Source organism: Agrobacterium sp. CG674, assembly GCF_053521645.1.
Window position 1 is genome coordinate 702,669 of record NZ_JBNWDZ010000001.1, and the last position, 15,960, is coordinate 718,628.

At 57.8% G+C, this 15,960-nt stretch carries 11 protein-coding genes, 1 tRNA gene and 1 pseudogene; 8 read left to right on the forward strand and 5 right to left on the reverse strand.

Translation table 11 applies throughout. The features are described from left to right. Positions 1-163 precede the first annotated feature (163 nt). Positions 164-2,890: a pyruvate, phosphate dikinase gene (gene ppdK / locus ACQZ51_RS03365; protein WP_448775172.1), complete on the forward strand. Its 2,727-nt coding sequence runs from the start codon at positions 164-166 to the stop codon at positions 2,888-2,890. Between the two features lie 4 nt (positions 2,891-2,894). Here the strand turns inward: ppdK and ACQZ51_RS03370 are convergent, their stop codons facing one another. Beyond that, complete coding sequence (locus ACQZ51_RS03370; RefSeq protein ID WP_042618436.1) at positions 2,895-3,164, reverse strand: hypothetical protein; 270 nt, start codon at positions 3,162-3,164, stop codon at positions 2,895-2,897. Positions 3,165-3,424: 260 nt separating this feature from the next. Between ACQZ51_RS03370 and ACQZ51_RS03375 the strand changes: the two genes are divergently transcribed. After that, positions 3,425-4,345 carry a DUF1499 domain-containing protein gene (locus ACQZ51_RS03375; RefSeq protein WP_448775174.1) on the forward strand — a complete coding sequence of 307 codons (921 nt, stop codon included), beginning with the start codon at positions 3,425-3,427 and terminating at the stop codon, positions 4,343-4,345. A gap of 20 nt (positions 4,346-4,365) precedes the next feature. Here the strand turns inward: ACQZ51_RS03375 and ACQZ51_RS03380 are convergent, their stop codons facing one another. After that, positions 4,366-5,274 carry an MBL fold metallo-hydrolase gene (locus ACQZ51_RS03380; protein WP_448775754.1) on the reverse strand — a complete coding sequence of 303 codons (909 nt, stop codon included), beginning with the start codon at positions 5,272-5,274 and terminating at the stop codon, positions 4,366-4,368. Positions 5,275-5,516: 242 nt separating this feature from the next. On the opposite strand from ACQZ51_RS03380, the gene ACQZ51_RS03385 reads away from it, so the two are divergent. The 3 genes from ACQZ51_RS03385 (at position 5,517) to ACQZ51_RS03395 (ending at position 7,102) form a co-directional block, all read left to right on the forward strand. Further along, positions 5,517-5,591 (forward strand) — tRNA-Gln (locus tag ACQZ51_RS03385). Between the two features lie 278 nt (positions 5,592-5,869). Further along, entirely contained in the window at positions 5,870-6,349 is a 480-nt protein-coding gene (locus ACQZ51_RS03390) for a chemotaxis protein CheW (RefSeq protein ID WP_448775176.1), read from the forward strand. 90 nt (positions 6,350-6,439) lie between these two features. Next, positions 6,440-7,102, forward strand: coding sequence for a DUF2161 domain-containing phosphodiesterase (locus ACQZ51_RS03395; protein WP_448775177.1), 663 nt, complete (start codon positions 6,440-6,442; stop codon positions 7,100-7,102). Here ACQZ51_RS03395 and ACQZ51_RS03400 read toward each other — a convergent pair. Then, positions 7,099-9,042 (reverse strand): AI-2E family transporter, encoded by a 1,944-nt coding sequence (locus ACQZ51_RS03400; protein ID WP_448775178.1) that lies wholly within the window; start codon positions 9,040-9,042, stop codon positions 7,099-7,101. The genes ACQZ51_RS03395 and ACQZ51_RS03400 overlap by 4 nt on opposite strands. A gap of 487 nt (positions 9,043-9,529) precedes the next feature. Here ACQZ51_RS03400 and ACQZ51_RS03405 point away from each other — a divergent pair. The 3 genes and pseudogenes from ACQZ51_RS03405 to ACQZ51_RS03415 all read left to right on the forward strand — a co-directional run. Further along, positions 9,530-9,871, forward strand: a pseudogene (locus tag ACQZ51_RS03405) (PAS domain-containing protein); the annotation flags it as partial. Positions 9,872-9,925: 54 nt separating this feature from the next. After that, complete coding sequence (locus tag ACQZ51_RS03410; RefSeq protein ID WP_448775756.1) at positions 9,926-11,794, forward strand: PAS domain S-box protein; 1,869 nt, start codon at positions 9,926-9,928, stop codon at positions 11,792-11,794. Positions 11,795-11,936: 142 nt separating this feature from the next. Beyond that, on the forward strand, positions 11,937-13,007 hold the full coding sequence (locus ACQZ51_RS03415) for a D-alanyl-D-alanine carboxypeptidase family protein (RefSeq protein ID WP_448775180.1): 1,071 nt from the start codon (positions 11,937-11,939) through the stop codon (positions 13,005-13,007). 75 nt (positions 13,008-13,082) lie between these two features. On the opposite strand, the gene mqo is transcribed toward ACQZ51_RS03415, so the two are convergent. Both mqo and ACQZ51_RS03425 read right to left on the reverse strand, forming a co-directional pair. Further along, entirely contained in the window at positions 13,083-14,735 is a 1,653-nt protein-coding gene (gene mqo / locus ACQZ51_RS03420; protein WP_448775758.1) for a malate dehydrogenase (quinone), read from the reverse strand. A gap of 479 nt (positions 14,736-15,214) precedes the next feature. Next, the gene (locus ACQZ51_RS03425; RefSeq protein WP_042618216.1) at positions 15,215-15,625 is read right to left on the reverse strand and encodes a hypothetical protein; all 411 of its coding nucleotides are present in this window, start codon (positions 15,623-15,625) and stop codon (positions 15,215-15,217) included. Positions 15,626-15,960 lie beyond the last annotated feature (335 nt).

The following is a 15,960-nucleotide window of genomic DNA, read 5'->3' on the forward strand; positions in this document are numbered from 1 at the left end:
TATCCAAACCGCTCGCGCTTGTCGCGGGCGGTTTGATTTTATCAACACATGCGCCGCATTTATGCTGCACTGCCGTGCAATGGTGTAAGAACTGCCGTTTCCAACACTATGACAATGCTGTAAAGGGTTGAAAAATAGAACGCTTCTGGGTGGAGAGCGTAGAATGAAAAAATGGGTCTATACATTCGGCGACGGGGCCGCCGAAGGGCGTGCGAGCGATTTTGCCGTGCTGGGTGGCAAGGGTGCCCATCTTGCCGAAATGGCAAGCCTCGGCCTGCCTGTTCCTCCGGGCCTCACCATCATCAGCGAAGCCTGTGCGCGCTACCATCAGAGTGGCCGCAACCTTCCCGAAGAGTTGAAACTTCAGGTCACCACTGGCTTGCGCGGCATGGAAGCCATTACCGGCTGCACCTTTGGTGCGGGACCTCAGCCGCTGCTTCTTTCGATCCGCTCAGGCGCGCGCGCCTCCATGCCCGGCATGATGGACACGGTTCTCAATCTCGGCCTCAATGACGAAACCGTGCAGGCGCTGGCCGAAATTTCCGGCGACGCCCGGTTTGCCTGGGATAGCTACCGCCGCTTCATTCAGATGTATGCCGATGTCGTGATGGGGCTCGACCATGAAATCTTCGAGGAAATTCTCGAAGACGAGAAGGGTCGCCTCGGCCATGAATATGACACCGAGCTTTCCGCCAGTGAATGGCAGCATATCGTGTCGCTCTACAAGGGCTTGATCGAGGAAGAGCTTGACGATCCCTTTCCGCAGGATACGCAGGTCCAATTGTGGGGTGCCATCGGTGCCGTCTTTGCAAGCTGGATGAACACCCGCGCCGTCACCTACCGCCATCTGCACAACATTCCCGGAGACTGGGGAACTGCGGTCAATGTGCAGGCCATGGTGTTCGGCAATCTCGGCTCGTCCTCGGCCACCGGCGTCGCCTTCACCCGCAATCCATCGACTGGAGAAAAGGAGCTTTACGGCGAGTTTCTGGTCAATGCGCAGGGGGAAGATGTGGTCGCGGGCATTCGCACGCCGCAATCCATTACCGAAGATGCGCGCATCTGTTCCGGCTCCGACAAGCCTTCCATGGAAAAGCTGATGCCGGAGGCCTTCGCGGGATTCATCGGCATTTGCCAGCGCCTTGAAAGCCATTACCGCGATATGCAGGACATGGAGTTCACCATTGAGCGCGGCAAATTGTGGATGCTGCAGACCCGCGCCGGCAAGCGCACGACCAAGGCGGCAATGAAGATTGCCGTCGATATGGTGGCGGAGGGCCTGATTTCCAAGGATGAGGCCATCTGCCGTATCGAGCCCTCATCGCTTGACCAGTTGCTGCACCCCACCATCGATCCATCTGTCGAGCGCCCGATTATCGGCTCTGGCCTTCCGGCCTCGCCGGGTGCGGCATCCGGCGAGATCGTGTTTACCTCCGATGAGGCGGTTGCCGCCAAAGCCGAAGGACGCCGCGTTATTCTGGTGCGCATGGAAACGAGCCCGGAAGATATTCACGGCATGCACGCCGCAGAAGGCATCCTCACCACCCGTGGCGGCATGACCAGCCATGCGGCAGTCGTCGCTCGCGGCATGGGCATACCCTGCGTTTCCGGCGCTGGCTCCATGCGGGTGGATCTGCGCAGCAATGTGTTGATCGGCGTGGGATGCATGCTGAAAAAGGGTGATGTCATCACCATCGACGGCTCGTCCGGCCGTGTGATGAAGGGTGAAGTCCCGATGAGCCAGCCGGAACTGTCTGGCGATTTCGCCAAGCTGATGGAATGGGCCGATAGCACCCGGCGCATGACGGTGCGCACCAATGCCGATACCCCGGCAGATGCCCGCGCCGCACGCGCGTTCGGCGCGGAAGGCATCGGCCTGTGCCGCACCGAACACATGTTCTTCGAGGGCGACCGCATTCAGGTGATGCGGGAAATGATCCTTGCTGAAACTGAAGAGGGCAGGCGCGCCGCACTCGATCAGTTGCTGCCCATGCAGCGTCAGGATTTTACCGAGCTGTTTTCCATCATGCACGGCATGCCGGTCACCATCCGTCTGCTGGACCCGCCACTGCACGAATTTCTGCCCAAGACCGATGGCGAGATCGTCGAGGTCGCCGCCGCCATGGGCATGTCGCAAACCCTGTTCCGGCAACGGCTGGATGCGCTGCACGAATTCAACCCCATGCTCGGCCATCGCGGTTGCCGTCTGGCAATCTCCTATCCGGAAATCGCTGAAATGCAGGCCCGCGCCATTTTTGAAGCGGCGGTCGAAGCTGCTCGCCTGACCGGCGCACCCGTGGTGCCGGAGATTATGGTGCCGCTGGTTGGTCTGCGTTCAGAGCTGGATTATGTCCGCGCTGTCATTGATGGTGTCGCCGTGTCGGTGGCGCGGGAAACCGGCATGACGCTGGAATATCTGACCGGAACCATGATCGAGCTGCCGCGCGCTGCCTTGCGGGCTCACGTCATTGCCGAGGCTGCGGAATTCTTCTCCTTCGGCACCAATGACCTGACGCAGACGACTTTCGGTATTTCCCGTGATGACGCCGCCCGCTTCATCGAAACCTACCAGCGCAAGGGCATTATCGAGCGTGACCCCTTCGTCTCGCTGGATTTCGATGGCGTGGGTGAACTGATCCGCATCGCCGCAGACCGTGGTCGCCAGACCCGGCCAGAGCTTAAACTCGGCATCTGCGGTGAACATGGCGGTGATCCGACCTCCATCCATTTCTGCGAGGATGTGGGGCTGGATTACGTCTCCTGCTCGCCCTTCCGCGTGCCGATTGCTAGGCTGTCTGCGGCGCAGGCAACCCTTGCCATGACGGATAAGCGCAACGCGAAGACCGTTTCGCGGGTCGTGCCGTTCAGGGCTCTTCCGGCGAAGGTGTAACGCTTTAGCGGTTCTGCACGATGATGCGGCGCTCCACCACCACGGGGCGGTAGAACATGTCGCGGCTGGATTGCGCCTGCCAGGCGCGTGTGTCGGCGCGGCGGTCGAGATCGAGATCCAACAGGCATCCGGCCATTGGGTCGGTGTTGGGGCGGAAGCCATAGCCACGGCAGGTCGTTTCGTCGCGGGCGCGCTGTTCTTCTGGCGTCAGTGTCTGGCAGGATGACAGCGATAGCACGGTTGCGATTGTGCCGAGAACGATGGAAACGCGCATGATGATAACTCCTTGATGGCAGCAAGCAGGGCTGCCCTGTGTTTCCTTGATACGATTGTTCGCGCTTTGAGAAAAGTGCAGCTCTGCGCAAAGGTTGGGTAGATTCCATTTGAACCCAAAACCCATTATGACGGGATGTCCCGGCGATTCCCTGCAAAATCGGATGTTTTGCGCGGAACGCTCTTGTTGAAATACTAGGGCATGTTGTGCAAACGGTTTCAGTGTTTGCAGCAGCGACATGCCAAGCCAGGTGCCGCCTTATGACTGTGCGTTTCGTTCGGCCCGTGTCCTATGCGGCATATCTTTCCCGATATCTCGGGCTGGCGGCGCTTCTTCTGTTTCTGATCGCGGCTCCCCTGCATCGCTTCGGCCCGCTGACGCTGCCGGACTTCATTTCGCTCACGCTCATCTCCGCAGCCATTGCCGCTGTCGCGCTGCTATTGGCCCTCATCGGGCTCCAGCGGCTTTGGTCAACAGGCGCGAAAGGCGGGCTGTGGTCGCTCTGCGCCATCTTCTTCGCCGCCATCCCCTTGGGCGTGGTGGCATTTGCGGGTTTTCTCTATTGGCAAAAGCCCCACATTTACGATGTGACGACAGATGTGGTGGACGCGCCGAACTGGCTATCCATTCCAACCGCCAACCAGCAATGGTTGCCACATCCGCTGGTCGTTTCCAAAGCGGAGAGGGATGTACAGGTAGCGGCCTATCCAAGCCTTGCAGGCCACCGCTATGAAGGCGCCATCGACCGCGTCTATGCGGCGGCCCGCAAGGTCGCAAAGGCCGAGCGCATTCGCATTTCCCACACCGATGGTCTGATCGGATCGCTGCCGGATACGCAGCCCGGCATGCCGCAGCAGGACCAGAACGAAGGAGCAAGCGATACGCCGGTCGATGAGTTGCCGGCCAATGTGCCCGTGCCTCTGGCTCGCCCTGCAGAGGCTCCGGCACCGACCTTCTTCAATGGCAGCGGCGTGGTTGTGATGCAGGGCGAGACGCGCAGCCTCATCTGGGGCCTGCGCTTTGATGTTCTCATAAGGCTGCGCGAAGACACTGAAACCACGCTGGTGGATGTCCGCGTTGCGTCGCGCTTTGGCCCCCATGATCTGGGCATGGGCGCGAAAATCGCCGAGGCCTATCTCGATGCGCTGGACGCCGAAATGCAGGGCCTCAACGACAACTGACGTACAGCGCGGCTCGCTCTTCAGGTTGGAAAATAAAGCCCGTTCAAAGACGGGGGACCATCCGTCTGCACGTACCCTTTTTCGAGCAGGTCTTCCATATGCGCGAGGACTGAAAGTGCCGCTGCGCCATGCAAGCGCGGGTCGGTGCTTCTGTAGATGATTTTCACCATTTCAGGAATGGTTCGGTCACCCGCATGGAGACGTGCCAACACTGCTTTTTCGCGCATGCGCCGGTGGGTGCGAAGGCCACGCATGAAGGCCGTGGGTTCGTTGACCGGCCCGCCATGGCCGGGCAGAAACAGCCTGTCGTCCCGCTCCAGAAGTTTTGTCAGCGACGCCATGTAATCGCTCATCGAACCATCCGGTGGCGCAACGATGGTCGTTGCCCAAGCCATGACGTGATCAGCCGAAAAAACGATACCGGTACCCTCAAGCGCAAAAGCGGAATGATTGGCCGTGTGGCCGGGCGTATGCAGCGCCGTCAGCGTCCAGCCATCGCCAGATAGGCTCTGGTTATCGCCAAGTACGATATCCGGCACGAAAGCGGTATCCGAGCTTTCGGCGAATGGGTTCCGCTCGCCCTCGTGCAACGGCCTTGCGGCGCGATGCGGCCCTTCCGCAACGGTCAGCGCGCCGGTCGCCTCGCTCAACCGCGCCGCCAGCGGCGAGTGGTCGCGGTGCGTATGGCTGACGAAGATATGGGTCAGTTCGCGGCCTTCCAGAGCGGCCATCAAGGCGTGAAAATGCGCATCGTCATCCGGTCCCGGATCAATCACCGCAACGGATTTTTCGCCGACAATATAGCTGTTGGTGCCATGAAAGGTGAAAGGTGAGGGATTGTTGACGGTGATGCGCTGCACGCCATCGGCCACAGGCACCGCATTGCCATAAGCGGGCTGAAAATCGCGGTTGAATTCCGGGTCTGTCATAGGCTCAGTCAATGCTCACTCGTATTCGATTTTGATGATGCTCACTGCCTGCATTCATCACAGTGTACGAAGCCCGGTCTTGCGACGATAGGGCAGGCGGCGTCGTACCCCCTGACGTAACATGAAGAATTATACCGACACACAAGAAATATTGCGCGCCACGCAACTTAATGATTGCCGCTGCCATTGCGCTTTGCTAATCAGGCCGCATTCAGGTCGTGGCGCTTCGCCCACTGCCCTGTTGGGGCGTCGCCAAGCGGTAAGGCACCGGTTTTTGGTACCGGCATTCCCAGGTTCGAATCCTGGCGCCCCAGCCATTGCTATTTGATGCAGCCGAATAACTCTCTCATTGAACTTTAAAGTGCTCTTCTTGCCTGTCGCCTTCGGGGTTGAAAATACAAGTAACCCGAGCGCCTCGCTGGCGCGAATTGATTTCGCAATTCCAGCTTGGAAGCGCGTTGCAGAAAATCTTATCTACCGTTAAGGTAGTAGACACCGCTCATCGCCTAGTTGCGCCGTCTGCAAAACGCTTGGTCGGTAAGATAGCGAGTGCTTTTGGAAAGTACTGCGCCTAAGTAAAGCTGGGGGAATTCTGATGTCTGTTATGGAAAGCGGTCCTAACTCGACCGGCACGTTCGAAATCATCGCATTTAGGCTGCACGATCAAACGTTCTGCGTGCTCACAAGAACCATCCGAGAGATCCGGGGATGGGGCCCAGCGATGCCGATCCCAAACTCGCCGCCTGACGTCATTGGTGTTATGAACCTGCGTGGCACGGTTATTCCGATCATCGATCTCGCCAACAAGCTTGGTATGGACAGCACTGAACCCAATGAACGGAGCGCCATCGTTGTGGCTGAGGTTCATGGTCTGGCGATGGGACTGGTTGTTGATCGGGTCTCCGATATTCTGACGATTCCCGAAAACATGCTTCAGCCAGTACCGGAGATCAGCGTATCGCCGGGCATGCGCTATGCAGACGGTATCATCGCGCAGCCGGACGGCATGATCTGCTTTCTCAATCTCGGACGGATGTTCGAAGAGGTTGCGGTCAGAAGCATGACTGCTGCCTGATTGGTGAAGACTTGCACGTGGGGCCTTAGACGGCACATGACGTCCGAGCGTTACCTTGTCCACTACGGGCTGATTTGATAGTCAGTCCGCATGGAAACTTCGCTCTATTTGCCTGTCAAAGCGTTTCTGGAAGCCGCTGGCTTTTCTGTAAAAGGAGAGATCGGCGGGTGCGATCTGGTAGGGCTGAGTGGCGATGATCCGCCTGTTGTGGTCGTGTGCGAGCTGAAGCTGACATTCAATCTCGAACTTATCCTGCAGGCTGTCGACCGCGCTGCGGTGTCTGACGAGGTCTGGATTGCGGCAAGAATTTCGGCCAAGGGCAAGGGGCGGGAGGCTGACAAGCGTTACAGGGATCTGTGCCGCCGCCTCGGCATTGGCATGCTGGGCGTGTCCGATCTTGGCGATGTCAGCATCATCGTTGCATCCGTTTCTCCCATGCCGCGCACCAATGCCAAGCGGCGATCAAGGCTGGTTCGTGAGCACCAGAAAAGGCGAGGCGACCCGGTTTTGGGCGGCAGCACCCGCACACCTGTCATGACCGCCTATCGACAGCAGGCACTAGGTTGCGCAGCGGTTCTTGCTGAGGCTCCCTTGCGCGTTCGTGATGTGAGGCAACGTATTCCCGAGGCCACGAAAATCCTGCAGTCCAATGTCTATGGCTGGTTCGAACGTCTGGACAGAGGCATTTATGGCCTGACGGACGCCGGGCGTGAGGCCCTCATCCGATGGCCTCAGCCAGTGCTGGAAGTCTAGGCGGCCTCTATCGGTTTGGCAGCTTTCAGTCTCGGGCGACCGATCTTTCTGGCGATAACCGTTAGTTCCCTTGGTGTGGATTTGGTCAGGGCAAGCCGCGCTGCCTCACTCATGGATGTTGCGATGAAATCGGCGCTGATTTCGGCGGCATCGATCTGCCCGAAATTCTGTCCGTCGGCGGTTGGCATCAAAATGCCCACCCGCAATTTTGGCCTTGCCCGCTTCAAGCGCCTGATGATCTGGCGGGCATGGGATTTGGAATTGCCATTGAGGAACGAGACCACGACCGTTTCGACACCATCTATGGCAAATCCTTGCGTGCCACGACCGGCAAATCCGGCATAGCTGGCGGATGAAACCTCTGCGCCTTGGATTTCGATGATCTGCGAGAGCATGGCAGCGGCAGCATCGTCTATTGCGCCGCGTCCGCCAAGACACAGGATAGTCTGGCCGCGGCCATCCGGCAACTCGGTGGGGTCATCGACCGTAACGGAGGTCTCAGCCTCGTCCTCTTCGTTTTCCTCCTCGTCGGCAATGTCGGAGAGATTATCGACCAGCGTCAACGAACTGGTGGAAAACAGCCCGATCTGCGCGTCGGACATGACACCGCGCTGGCGGTCCATCTCACCCAGCAGCAGCGCTGGCAGCCCGACCTTGTCGTAATAATCGACGAGATATTCTTCCTTTAGATATTCCTCGGCATTGTCGGTCGCCTCGTTCGGATCGCCCGCCAGCAGTCTTTGATACAGCTTTTCATGGAGCTCCAGCACTGGCTCATTGCCAAGCAGGACGTCGAGAAAGCCGAATTGCGGAACATAGCGCCCCAGAACCACAAGGCACACGGTCAGCGGTGTGGAGAGCATCAGCCCGATCGGCCCCCACAGCCACGACCAGAAGATCGCGGAAACGATGATCGCGAGCGGAGAAAGACCCGTATGGGAGCCGTAAAGCCAGGGCTCCACCACATTGTTGCTGATGACCTCGATCGTGATGAACAGCGCCGCCACCCACGCGACTAGCGACCAGCCGGGTGCAATTGCCAGAGCCAGAAACAAGGGCAGGATCATGCCGATGACGGGGCCAATATAGGGAACGAACCGCAACACCAGCGTCAGCAATCCCCAGAGTATGGCGTTGGGAATGCCGAGCACCCACAGACCAATGGTAATGGGCACAGCGTAGAGCGTATTTACGACGAGCTGCATCAGCAGATATTTGCCAACGCGTTTGCCTGCATCCTGGAGCGCTGCGGTGGTGCGGTGCAGGTCACTCAGGCCCACCAGCCGGATAAAGCGGTCGCGCAGATCTTCCCGCTCCAGAAGCATGAAAACGACGAGAACGATGACAAGGCCCGCCGTTGCAAAGGGGCTGATCAAGGGCAAGATCAGGTTTCCGAGCGTCTGCAACGGGTTGGACCGGGCGATGATTTCGACAGGCATCGGCTCGCGGGGCGGCGCCACGGGCGTCGCCTCATCCTGACTTTCCACGGCCCTTACCTGAATCTCGGCACCCACCCGCTCCGCGACCTTGCTGAGATGGTCCAGCAAACCGTTGCCAGCACCAGCCTGCGCCAGTGTTTGCACCTTGCTCACAATGTTGCGCTGGTATGTGGGAATATTGGCGGCGAGGTTTGAGACCTGGGTCGCCACGATGAAGCTGAAAATGGCGATGGCGGTGAAAGCTGAGATGACGGCAAGAATGACCGCCAGTATTTTCGGCACAGATCGTTTGCGCAAAAATGAAACGATGGGTGCCAGCGTGAAGGATAAGAGCAGGGCGAGCGCCAGCGGAATGAAGATATCCTCACCCACACGCAGCAGAAACGCCACGCCGATTAGGATCAACACCGTTCGTCCTGAGAGCATATTGGACGACGCCCCATCGGTCTTCGGATAGGTCGAACCGGCGGTTACGGCGCTCACAGTTTTCGGAAAGTCCATGTCTTTATCCCGCCTCATGCCCAAAAAGGGTCACATCGTTGGCCTTTTCAACAGGCAGCACAAAGGGCTGTGGGCGGTCGGGCAGGTGAACGTGTGACATGCGCTAGCCTTTAGCATGGCCACGCGAAGCGGTGAACGCATGTGGTGATATGCGGTTCCTTGAAGAACAGAGAAGGACGAAATTCTGTTGAACCCTGTTTCCTCAACACTCGATTTGCGAGCCAGAATGGAGCGCCCATGGATGGCCATGCCTCATATGCAGGGCCGTCATGTCAAAAACTTGCGTTGTGAGGTGAACGAAAACCCCCTTAAAAGCCTTATAGCGTTTTTGCGTCTGGAGTTTTGAATGCCCGCAGGTTCTTCCCGGCCATCCTGTTTGCCCGAAAGCGGCGAGGCGGCCGACGTCATCCATCGCTTCGACTGGTCCAAAACCTCGCTTGGGCCCATTGAGAGCTGGAGCGTGACCATTCAGACCATCGTGGCGACGATGCTGCGTTCTCCCGTTGCCATAGCCACCATGTGGGGCGATGACGGCGTGATGATCTACAACGATGCCTATGTCGAAATCGCGGGCAAAAGACATCCCGGCCTGATGGGCTCCGCTGTTCGTGAGGCGTGGCCGGAGGCCGCAGAGTTCAACGATCATGTCATGAAGTCCGGCATGGCTGGCAAAACGCTATCCTATAAGGATCAGCCTCTGACGCTGTATAGAAATGGCATCGCCGAAGAGGTGTGGCTGGATCTCGACTATTCGCCGGTGGCCGATGAAGATGGCACGACACTCGGCGTTTTCGCCGTGTTGCGTGACACATCCGAGCGGGTCAAAGCGGCAAGGCAGCTTGAAGCGCTGAATGAAGACCTGGAGCGTCAGGTTCTTGAACGCGTGCTGGAACAGGGCACGACCTGGAACATCAACCCCGATATGCTGGCTGTCGTGGACATGGAAGGCCGCTTTCTTGCCACCAACCCCGCTTGGGGCAAGACGCTGGGATATAGCGCCCATGAAATGCGCGACTTTATGTATACCGACCTGCTGCACCCGGACGATATAGCCGGTGCTAAAGGTGCCCTCGCCAGGTTGATCGGCGGTGAAGCCGTTATCGAAGTCGAGAACAGATACCGGACGAAGTACGGTGCGTATCGGTGGTTTTCCTGGGTCTGCGTGCCAGAGAATGGCAAGATTTACTGCATCATCCGTGATGTGACCAATGAGAAAATTGCCCGCGCCGAACGCGACCAGCTCTGGCGGCTTTCGCAGGATATGCTGGCCCGTGCCAGCTATGACGGGGAAATGTCAGCCGTTAATCCTGCATGGGGCAAGGTTCTGGGTTGGAGCGAGCAGGAACTGCTGACCAACCCTTACGTCGATATCATCCACCCTGAAGACGTGCCAGGAACAACGGCGGCACTGGTGGAAATGGCAAAGACCGCCCAGCCGACAAAATTTGAAAACCGCATCCTGACCAAAAGCGGTGTGTGGACGCCCATCGGCTGGACGGTATCGCCAGAAGCCGACAATGTGAATTTCATCGCGGTCGGCCGTGATCTCTCGGATTACAAGGCTCAGGAAGAAGAGCTTGCCGATGCGCAGGAGCAGTTGCGGCAGGCGCAGAAAATCGAGGCCATAGGACAACTCACCGGCGGCTTGGCTCATGATTTCAACAATATTCTAGCTGGCATTGCCGGAAGCTTGGAGATGATGAAGACGCGCCTTGCCCAGGGGCGTGTTGGCGAGTTGGATCGCTATATCGTTGGCGCAACCGGTGCAACCAAACGCGCCGCGGCTTTGACGCAGAGGCTTCTGGCCTTTTCGCGCCGCCAGACGCTGGCCCCGAAAACCACCGATGTGAACGCTCTTGTTACCGGCATGCTGGAGCTTGTCCATCGCAGTATCGGCCCCAGCATCGAGGTTAAAACCGATGCGGCTGACAATCTCTGGACAACCTTTGTCGATGCGGGGCAGCTTGAAAATGCGCTGCTCAACCTATGTATCAATGCGCGCGATGCCATGCCCGATGGTGGGACGTTGACCATCAAGACCGGCAACCACTGGCTGGATGCGCGCGCGGCAAAAGACGTGGGCCTGAAAGCCGGTGAATATATCTGCCTGTGCGTTGCAGATTCCGGCACAGGCATGTCGGCAGAAGTCATGTCGCGGGCCTTTGATCCTTTCTACACCACCAAGCCCATCGGCCAGGGCACAGGGCTTGGCCTTTCCATGGTGCATGGTTTTGCAGGTCAATCAAACGGTGCGGTGCGTATCGATTCCAGAATTGGCGCAGGCACCACGATCAGCATCTACCTGCCGCGCCACGGCGCAGAGGCCGATGCGGAAGAGGGTGGTGAGGCCCAACAGGCACCCGCACCGCAATCGAGCGGCGGCGAAACTGTGCTGGTGGTGGATGACGAACCTCTGGTTCGGATGGTTGCCGTCGAGCAACTGGAAGAGCTCGGATACCGGGTTCTGGAAGCCGATGACGGAAAATCCGCTTTGGCCATCCTCAATGCCGATACCCAGATCAATCTCCTTGTGACCGATGTCGGATTACCCAATGGCATGAACGGGCGCCAACTGGCGGAAGCGGCGCGCATCGCCCGGCCAGACCTCGGCGTTCTCTTCATAACCGGTTACGCGGAAAATGCCGTTCTCAACCACGGCCATCTGGAGCAGGGCATGCATGTGATGACGAAGCCGTTCCAGAATGATGTCTTTGCGCGCAAGGTCAATGACTTGATTGGCCGCCGCCTATGATGCTCAGCCCAGCCGCAGCCCCATTGGTGGCAGCATTTTATCGCAGCTTGCTTATGGACATTCCCTCTCAGGGATTTATGCAGGTGTCGGAAAAACCGCGCAGACGAACACCTGATATGACAGGCTTGGAGACCGACGCTTGATGAAACCAAAATTGGCTCAACACATGTGGGCACGGATTGTTGTCGCCACGTCCCTTCTGGCAGCGGGAACGGCCAATGCCACGCCGGTTCTGGTTGTCGATACCGCCAGCCGTCAGGTCCTTTATCAGGAAGACGCCGGCGTGCCGTGGTATCCTGCATCCACCACCAAGCTGATGACGGCGTTGGTCGTGTTTGAAGCGCTGCGGGCCGGTGAAGTTACCCTTTCCACTCCTGTCATGATGACGCGCAACGCGACAAAGCAGGCCTTCCTCGAATCCGGCCTGACCTTTGGCCGAACCATGACGCTTGAAGACGCGCTTTATGCAGCACTGACGGCGTCTGCCAATGATGTCGCCGTGGCTTTGGCGGAGGCAGTTGCGCCGAGCGAAACTGCGTTCATTCAGCGCATGAATGCGCAGGTGCAACGCCTTGGAATGACAGGCACGCATTTCGCAAGCCCAAATGGTTTGTTTGATCGCAGCAACTATTCGACGGCGCGCGATCTGGCCATTCTCGGCATGGAGATCGAGCAGGCCTATCCGGAATATAGCCGTTTCTTCCAGGGGGCAGCCGTCATCATCGATGGCAAGGAAATCAAGTCCAACAACGCCTTGCTGACCAGCTTTGACGGAACCGTCGGAATGAAGACCGGCTTTCTCTGTGCCTCAGGCCGAAACTATGTTGGTCTTGCCACCCGCAATGGCAAGCGCGTGATGGTCGTGATCCTTGGCGCGACGACGGAGCGCGAGCGCAACGAACGCGCCGCCAAATATCTGACGGAAGCGTTCGACGGCAAGCTTCCTGCATCCGGTTCGCTGGAAGCCATTCAAAACCGCAGCGATGTTGCACCACAGGATATGCGCATCCGGCTTTGCACGGACAAGAGTGTCGCCTATGAGGCCGAGCGCGAAGCACTTTACCCCATGGGGCTTCCGGGCCACGAAACCTTCCTGAAACCCCAGACATCAGGACAGGTTCGGACAATCACCACCTGGGCAACCGCCACAGATCTGCCCGTGCCAACGCCACGCCCGCCGGAGCAGCAGCTGAAAAGCGGCTCGACCGGCTAAGGCCTGCAACGGTTTCCAACGAAAAAGGCACGTCTTGCGACGTGCCTTTTCTCATTCTGTAAAGCTGATGCCTAACTAGAGCGCCATGTCAGGACGCTTTGCCGCTGGCTCACCAACGCCAGCGCCGGGGGCTGCATTGATGGCTGTCATGTCGATCTGCGGCGGGGTTGGAAGCTGCAGGTGCTCGCTTGTGTAAGCCCATTCCTGCATAACCTTTTCGGGGTCTGCGTTCAGCTTCGTGCCGTAGCTTGGAACGATCTCGCGGATCTTGGCCTGCCACTCTGGCGAAGCGACCTTGTCCTTGAAAACCTTCTCCAGCACGTTGAGCATGATGGGAGCCGCCGTCGATGCGCCCGGAGATGCACCGAGGAGAGCCGCGATGCTGCCATCCTTGGCGCTGACGATTTCGGTGCCGAGCTTCAAAACGCCGCCCTTTTCCGCATCGCGCTTGATGATCTGCACGCGCTGGCCCGCCTGCCACAGGCGCCATTCACCCTGTTTGGCGCCCGGGAAATATTCCTGCAACGCAGCGAAACGGTCGTCATCAGACATCATCAACTGACCAGCCAGATATTCCACCAGCGGATACTCGTCGATACCAACGCTCATCATCGGCCACGCATTGCTCATCGTGGTCGATGTCATCAGGTCGAAATAAGAGCCTTCCTTCAGGAACTTCGTGGAGAAGGTCGCGAATGGTCCAAACAGCACGACGCGCTTGCCGCCAATAACGCGCGTGTCGAGGTGAGGAACCGACATGGGCGGAGAACCGACCGATGCCTTGCCATAGGCCTTGGCCAGATGCAGCATGGTCACGTCAGGGTTTTCGTTGACGAGGAACGAGCCCCCGACCGGGAAGCCGCCATAGGCTTCGCCTTCAGGAATGCCGGACATCTGCAACAGATGGATGGCACCGCCGCCTGCACCAACGAAGACGAACTTGGCGTCAACCGTCCGCTCGGAATCATCCTTGAGGTTGCTATATGTCACGCGCCATGTGCCATCGCTGTTGCGCTCGATGGCGGTAACTTCGCTTGAAGTCTGAAGGTTGAAAGACTTCTGCGTTTGCAGATGCGCGACGAACTGGCGGGTAATCTCGCCAAATTCCATGTCGGTGCCGAGCGGAGACCATGTCGCGCCGATTTTCTGGTTCGGGTCGCGACCCTCCATCATCAACGGAACCCATTTCTTGATCTGTTCCGGGTCGCTGGAATACTGCATCCCGGCAAAAAGCGGGCTGGCCTTCAGCGCCTCATAGCGCTTTTCAAGATAGGCGATGTTTTCCTCGCCCCAAACAAAGCTCATATGCGGCGTGTGGTTGATGAAGGAGCGCGGGTTCTTCAAAACGCCGTTGCGCACCTGCCATGCCCAGAACTGGCGCGAAATCTGGAAAGCCTCGTTGATTTCGATGGCCTTGGAAATGTCGATGCCGCCATTGGCGGTTTCTGGCGTATAGTTCAACTCGGCAAGCGCCGAGTGACCGGTGCCTGCATTGTTCCAGCCATTGGAGCTTTCCAGTGCCACCGCGTCGAGGCGTTCAAGCATTTCGATGGACCAGTTCGGCTCCAGCTCGTGCAGCCAGACGCCAAGCGTCGCGCTCATAATGCCGCCGCCAATCAACAGCACATCAACCTGCTTGTCGGCAGCCTGCGCCAGTGCAGGCGCGCCCGGCAGCGCGGCAGCCGCAAGGCCCGCAAACGCCGTGCCAAGCACCTGACGGCGGTTCATGGTAAAGTCGTTGTTCGAGAATTCGGTTGTCAGGCCTTTGCCCTTGTCGTTTCTGCTCACGTCTTTTCCTAAACTAATTGATAATCTTCAATTTGTGCGGCGCAATAACGCATCGATAGCTGTAAGACAACTCGGGGAAGGGCCCAGGGTCAGGCCCGGCTTACGCAAGCCTGGAAAATGCAGCTTCCCGTGAAAAATTTCGCAAACGGCGTTTCAGAACTCAAGGCTGCGACATTTTGCCTTATTTTTCCGTGTCATAGGCCTCATGGCATCATGGGGTGCAAGCGGCGTGTCGGCAGACGCTAATAGGTATCTAATCGATTGAAAGTAAAGGATTGCGCTGTGCGCATATCTGATGTGCGACCTTGCCTTTTTGCGAATATCGGCCTTTTCACGCCTCGGCGCGGACCACGCAATGGCCATAAAAAAGCCCGCCTGATCTAGAAATCGGCGGGCTTTGAGAAGCAGTGGCTCAGGCCTTATTCGCCTGCGAGAAACTCTGCGCAATAGCTCGGGCCGTTGACGCCGGGACGGTCGGAAACGGTGCGAACCGAATTGATCTTGTAGTCGCCGCCAACAACGATCTGCACTGTGCAGGAAAGGCTGGCATTGCGTGCAGCCGAAATCTGGCGTCCGCGCTTTCCGTCCTTGCCTTCTTCGAACTTGGCAGGAATCTTCGCGTTTCTGAAACCACCACGCCATGTATAGGTCGTCGTGCTGCCATTGGTGACGTCAGTCAGCGGCGGGCCAAACTTGGCAAAGAACACGCCTGCAGACTGGCCGACCCAGCGCGTTTCAACAGCGCTTTTAGGTGCCAATGAAGGTGTGGTCGTGGTGCAGGCTGAAAGGGCAATCGCCAGCCCTGCCAATGTTAAGCTGCGAAAACGCATGGAAATTTCCTTTGTAAGCGGTGTCAGAGAGATGGGAGATGATGTCCCCTAGCAGATTTACGGCGGTGCGGCAGTGCCGACATCAGCCCAAATGAATATTTTTTGCCACAATTGCTTTTTTGTAACGATCACGTCCTGAAGAGGCTTATGTCCCTCGGAAAATCAGATGCCGCCACCTCGACCAAAATATCGCTGATACCGAATCGTCCATAATATTTGTGTTTAAATCTAGAATCCCTGCGTGCAATATTATGTTATCAGAATATACGCAGTGTAAAATGAAATAAATCAGTATTGATCTCAAGTATTAATGCCGTGTTCAGTCCATATGGATT

Coding starts and splice junctions, on each gene's coding strand:
- ppdK (WP_448775172.1), top strand. CDS start 164: ATGAAAAAATGGGTCTATACATTCGGCGACGGGGCCGCCGAAGGGCGT.
- ACQZ51_RS03370 (WP_042618436.1), bottom strand. CDS start 3,164: ATGCGCGTTTCCATCGTTCTCGGCACAATCGCAACCGTGCTATCGCTG.
- ACQZ51_RS03375 (WP_448775174.1), top strand. CDS start 3,425: ATGACTGTGCGTTTCGTTCGGCCCGTGTCCTATGCGGCATATCTTTCC.
- ACQZ51_RS03380 (WP_448775754.1), bottom strand. CDS start 5,274: ATGACAGACCCGGAATTCAACCGCGATTTTCAGCCCGCTTATGGCAAT.
- ACQZ51_RS03390 (WP_448775176.1), top strand. CDS start 5,870: ATGTCTGTTATGGAAAGCGGTCCTAACTCGACCGGCACGTTCGAAATC.
- ACQZ51_RS03395 (WP_448775177.1), top strand. CDS start 6,440: ATGGAAACTTCGCTCTATTTGCCTGTCAAAGCGTTTCTGGAAGCCGCT.
- ACQZ51_RS03400 (WP_448775178.1), bottom strand. CDS start 9,042: ATGGACTTTCCGAAAACTGTGAGCGCCGTAACCGCCGGTTCGACCTAT.
- ACQZ51_RS03415 (WP_448775180.1), top strand. CDS start 11,937: ATGAAACCAAAATTGGCTCAACACATGTGGGCACGGATTGTTGTCGCC.
- mqo (WP_448775758.1), bottom strand. CDS start 14,735: ATGAACCGCCGTCAGGTGCTTGGCACGGCGTTTGCGGGCCTTGCGGCT.
- ACQZ51_RS03425 (WP_042618216.1), bottom strand. CDS start 15,625: ATGCGTTTTCGCAGCTTAACATTGGCAGGGCTGGCGATTGCCCTTTCA.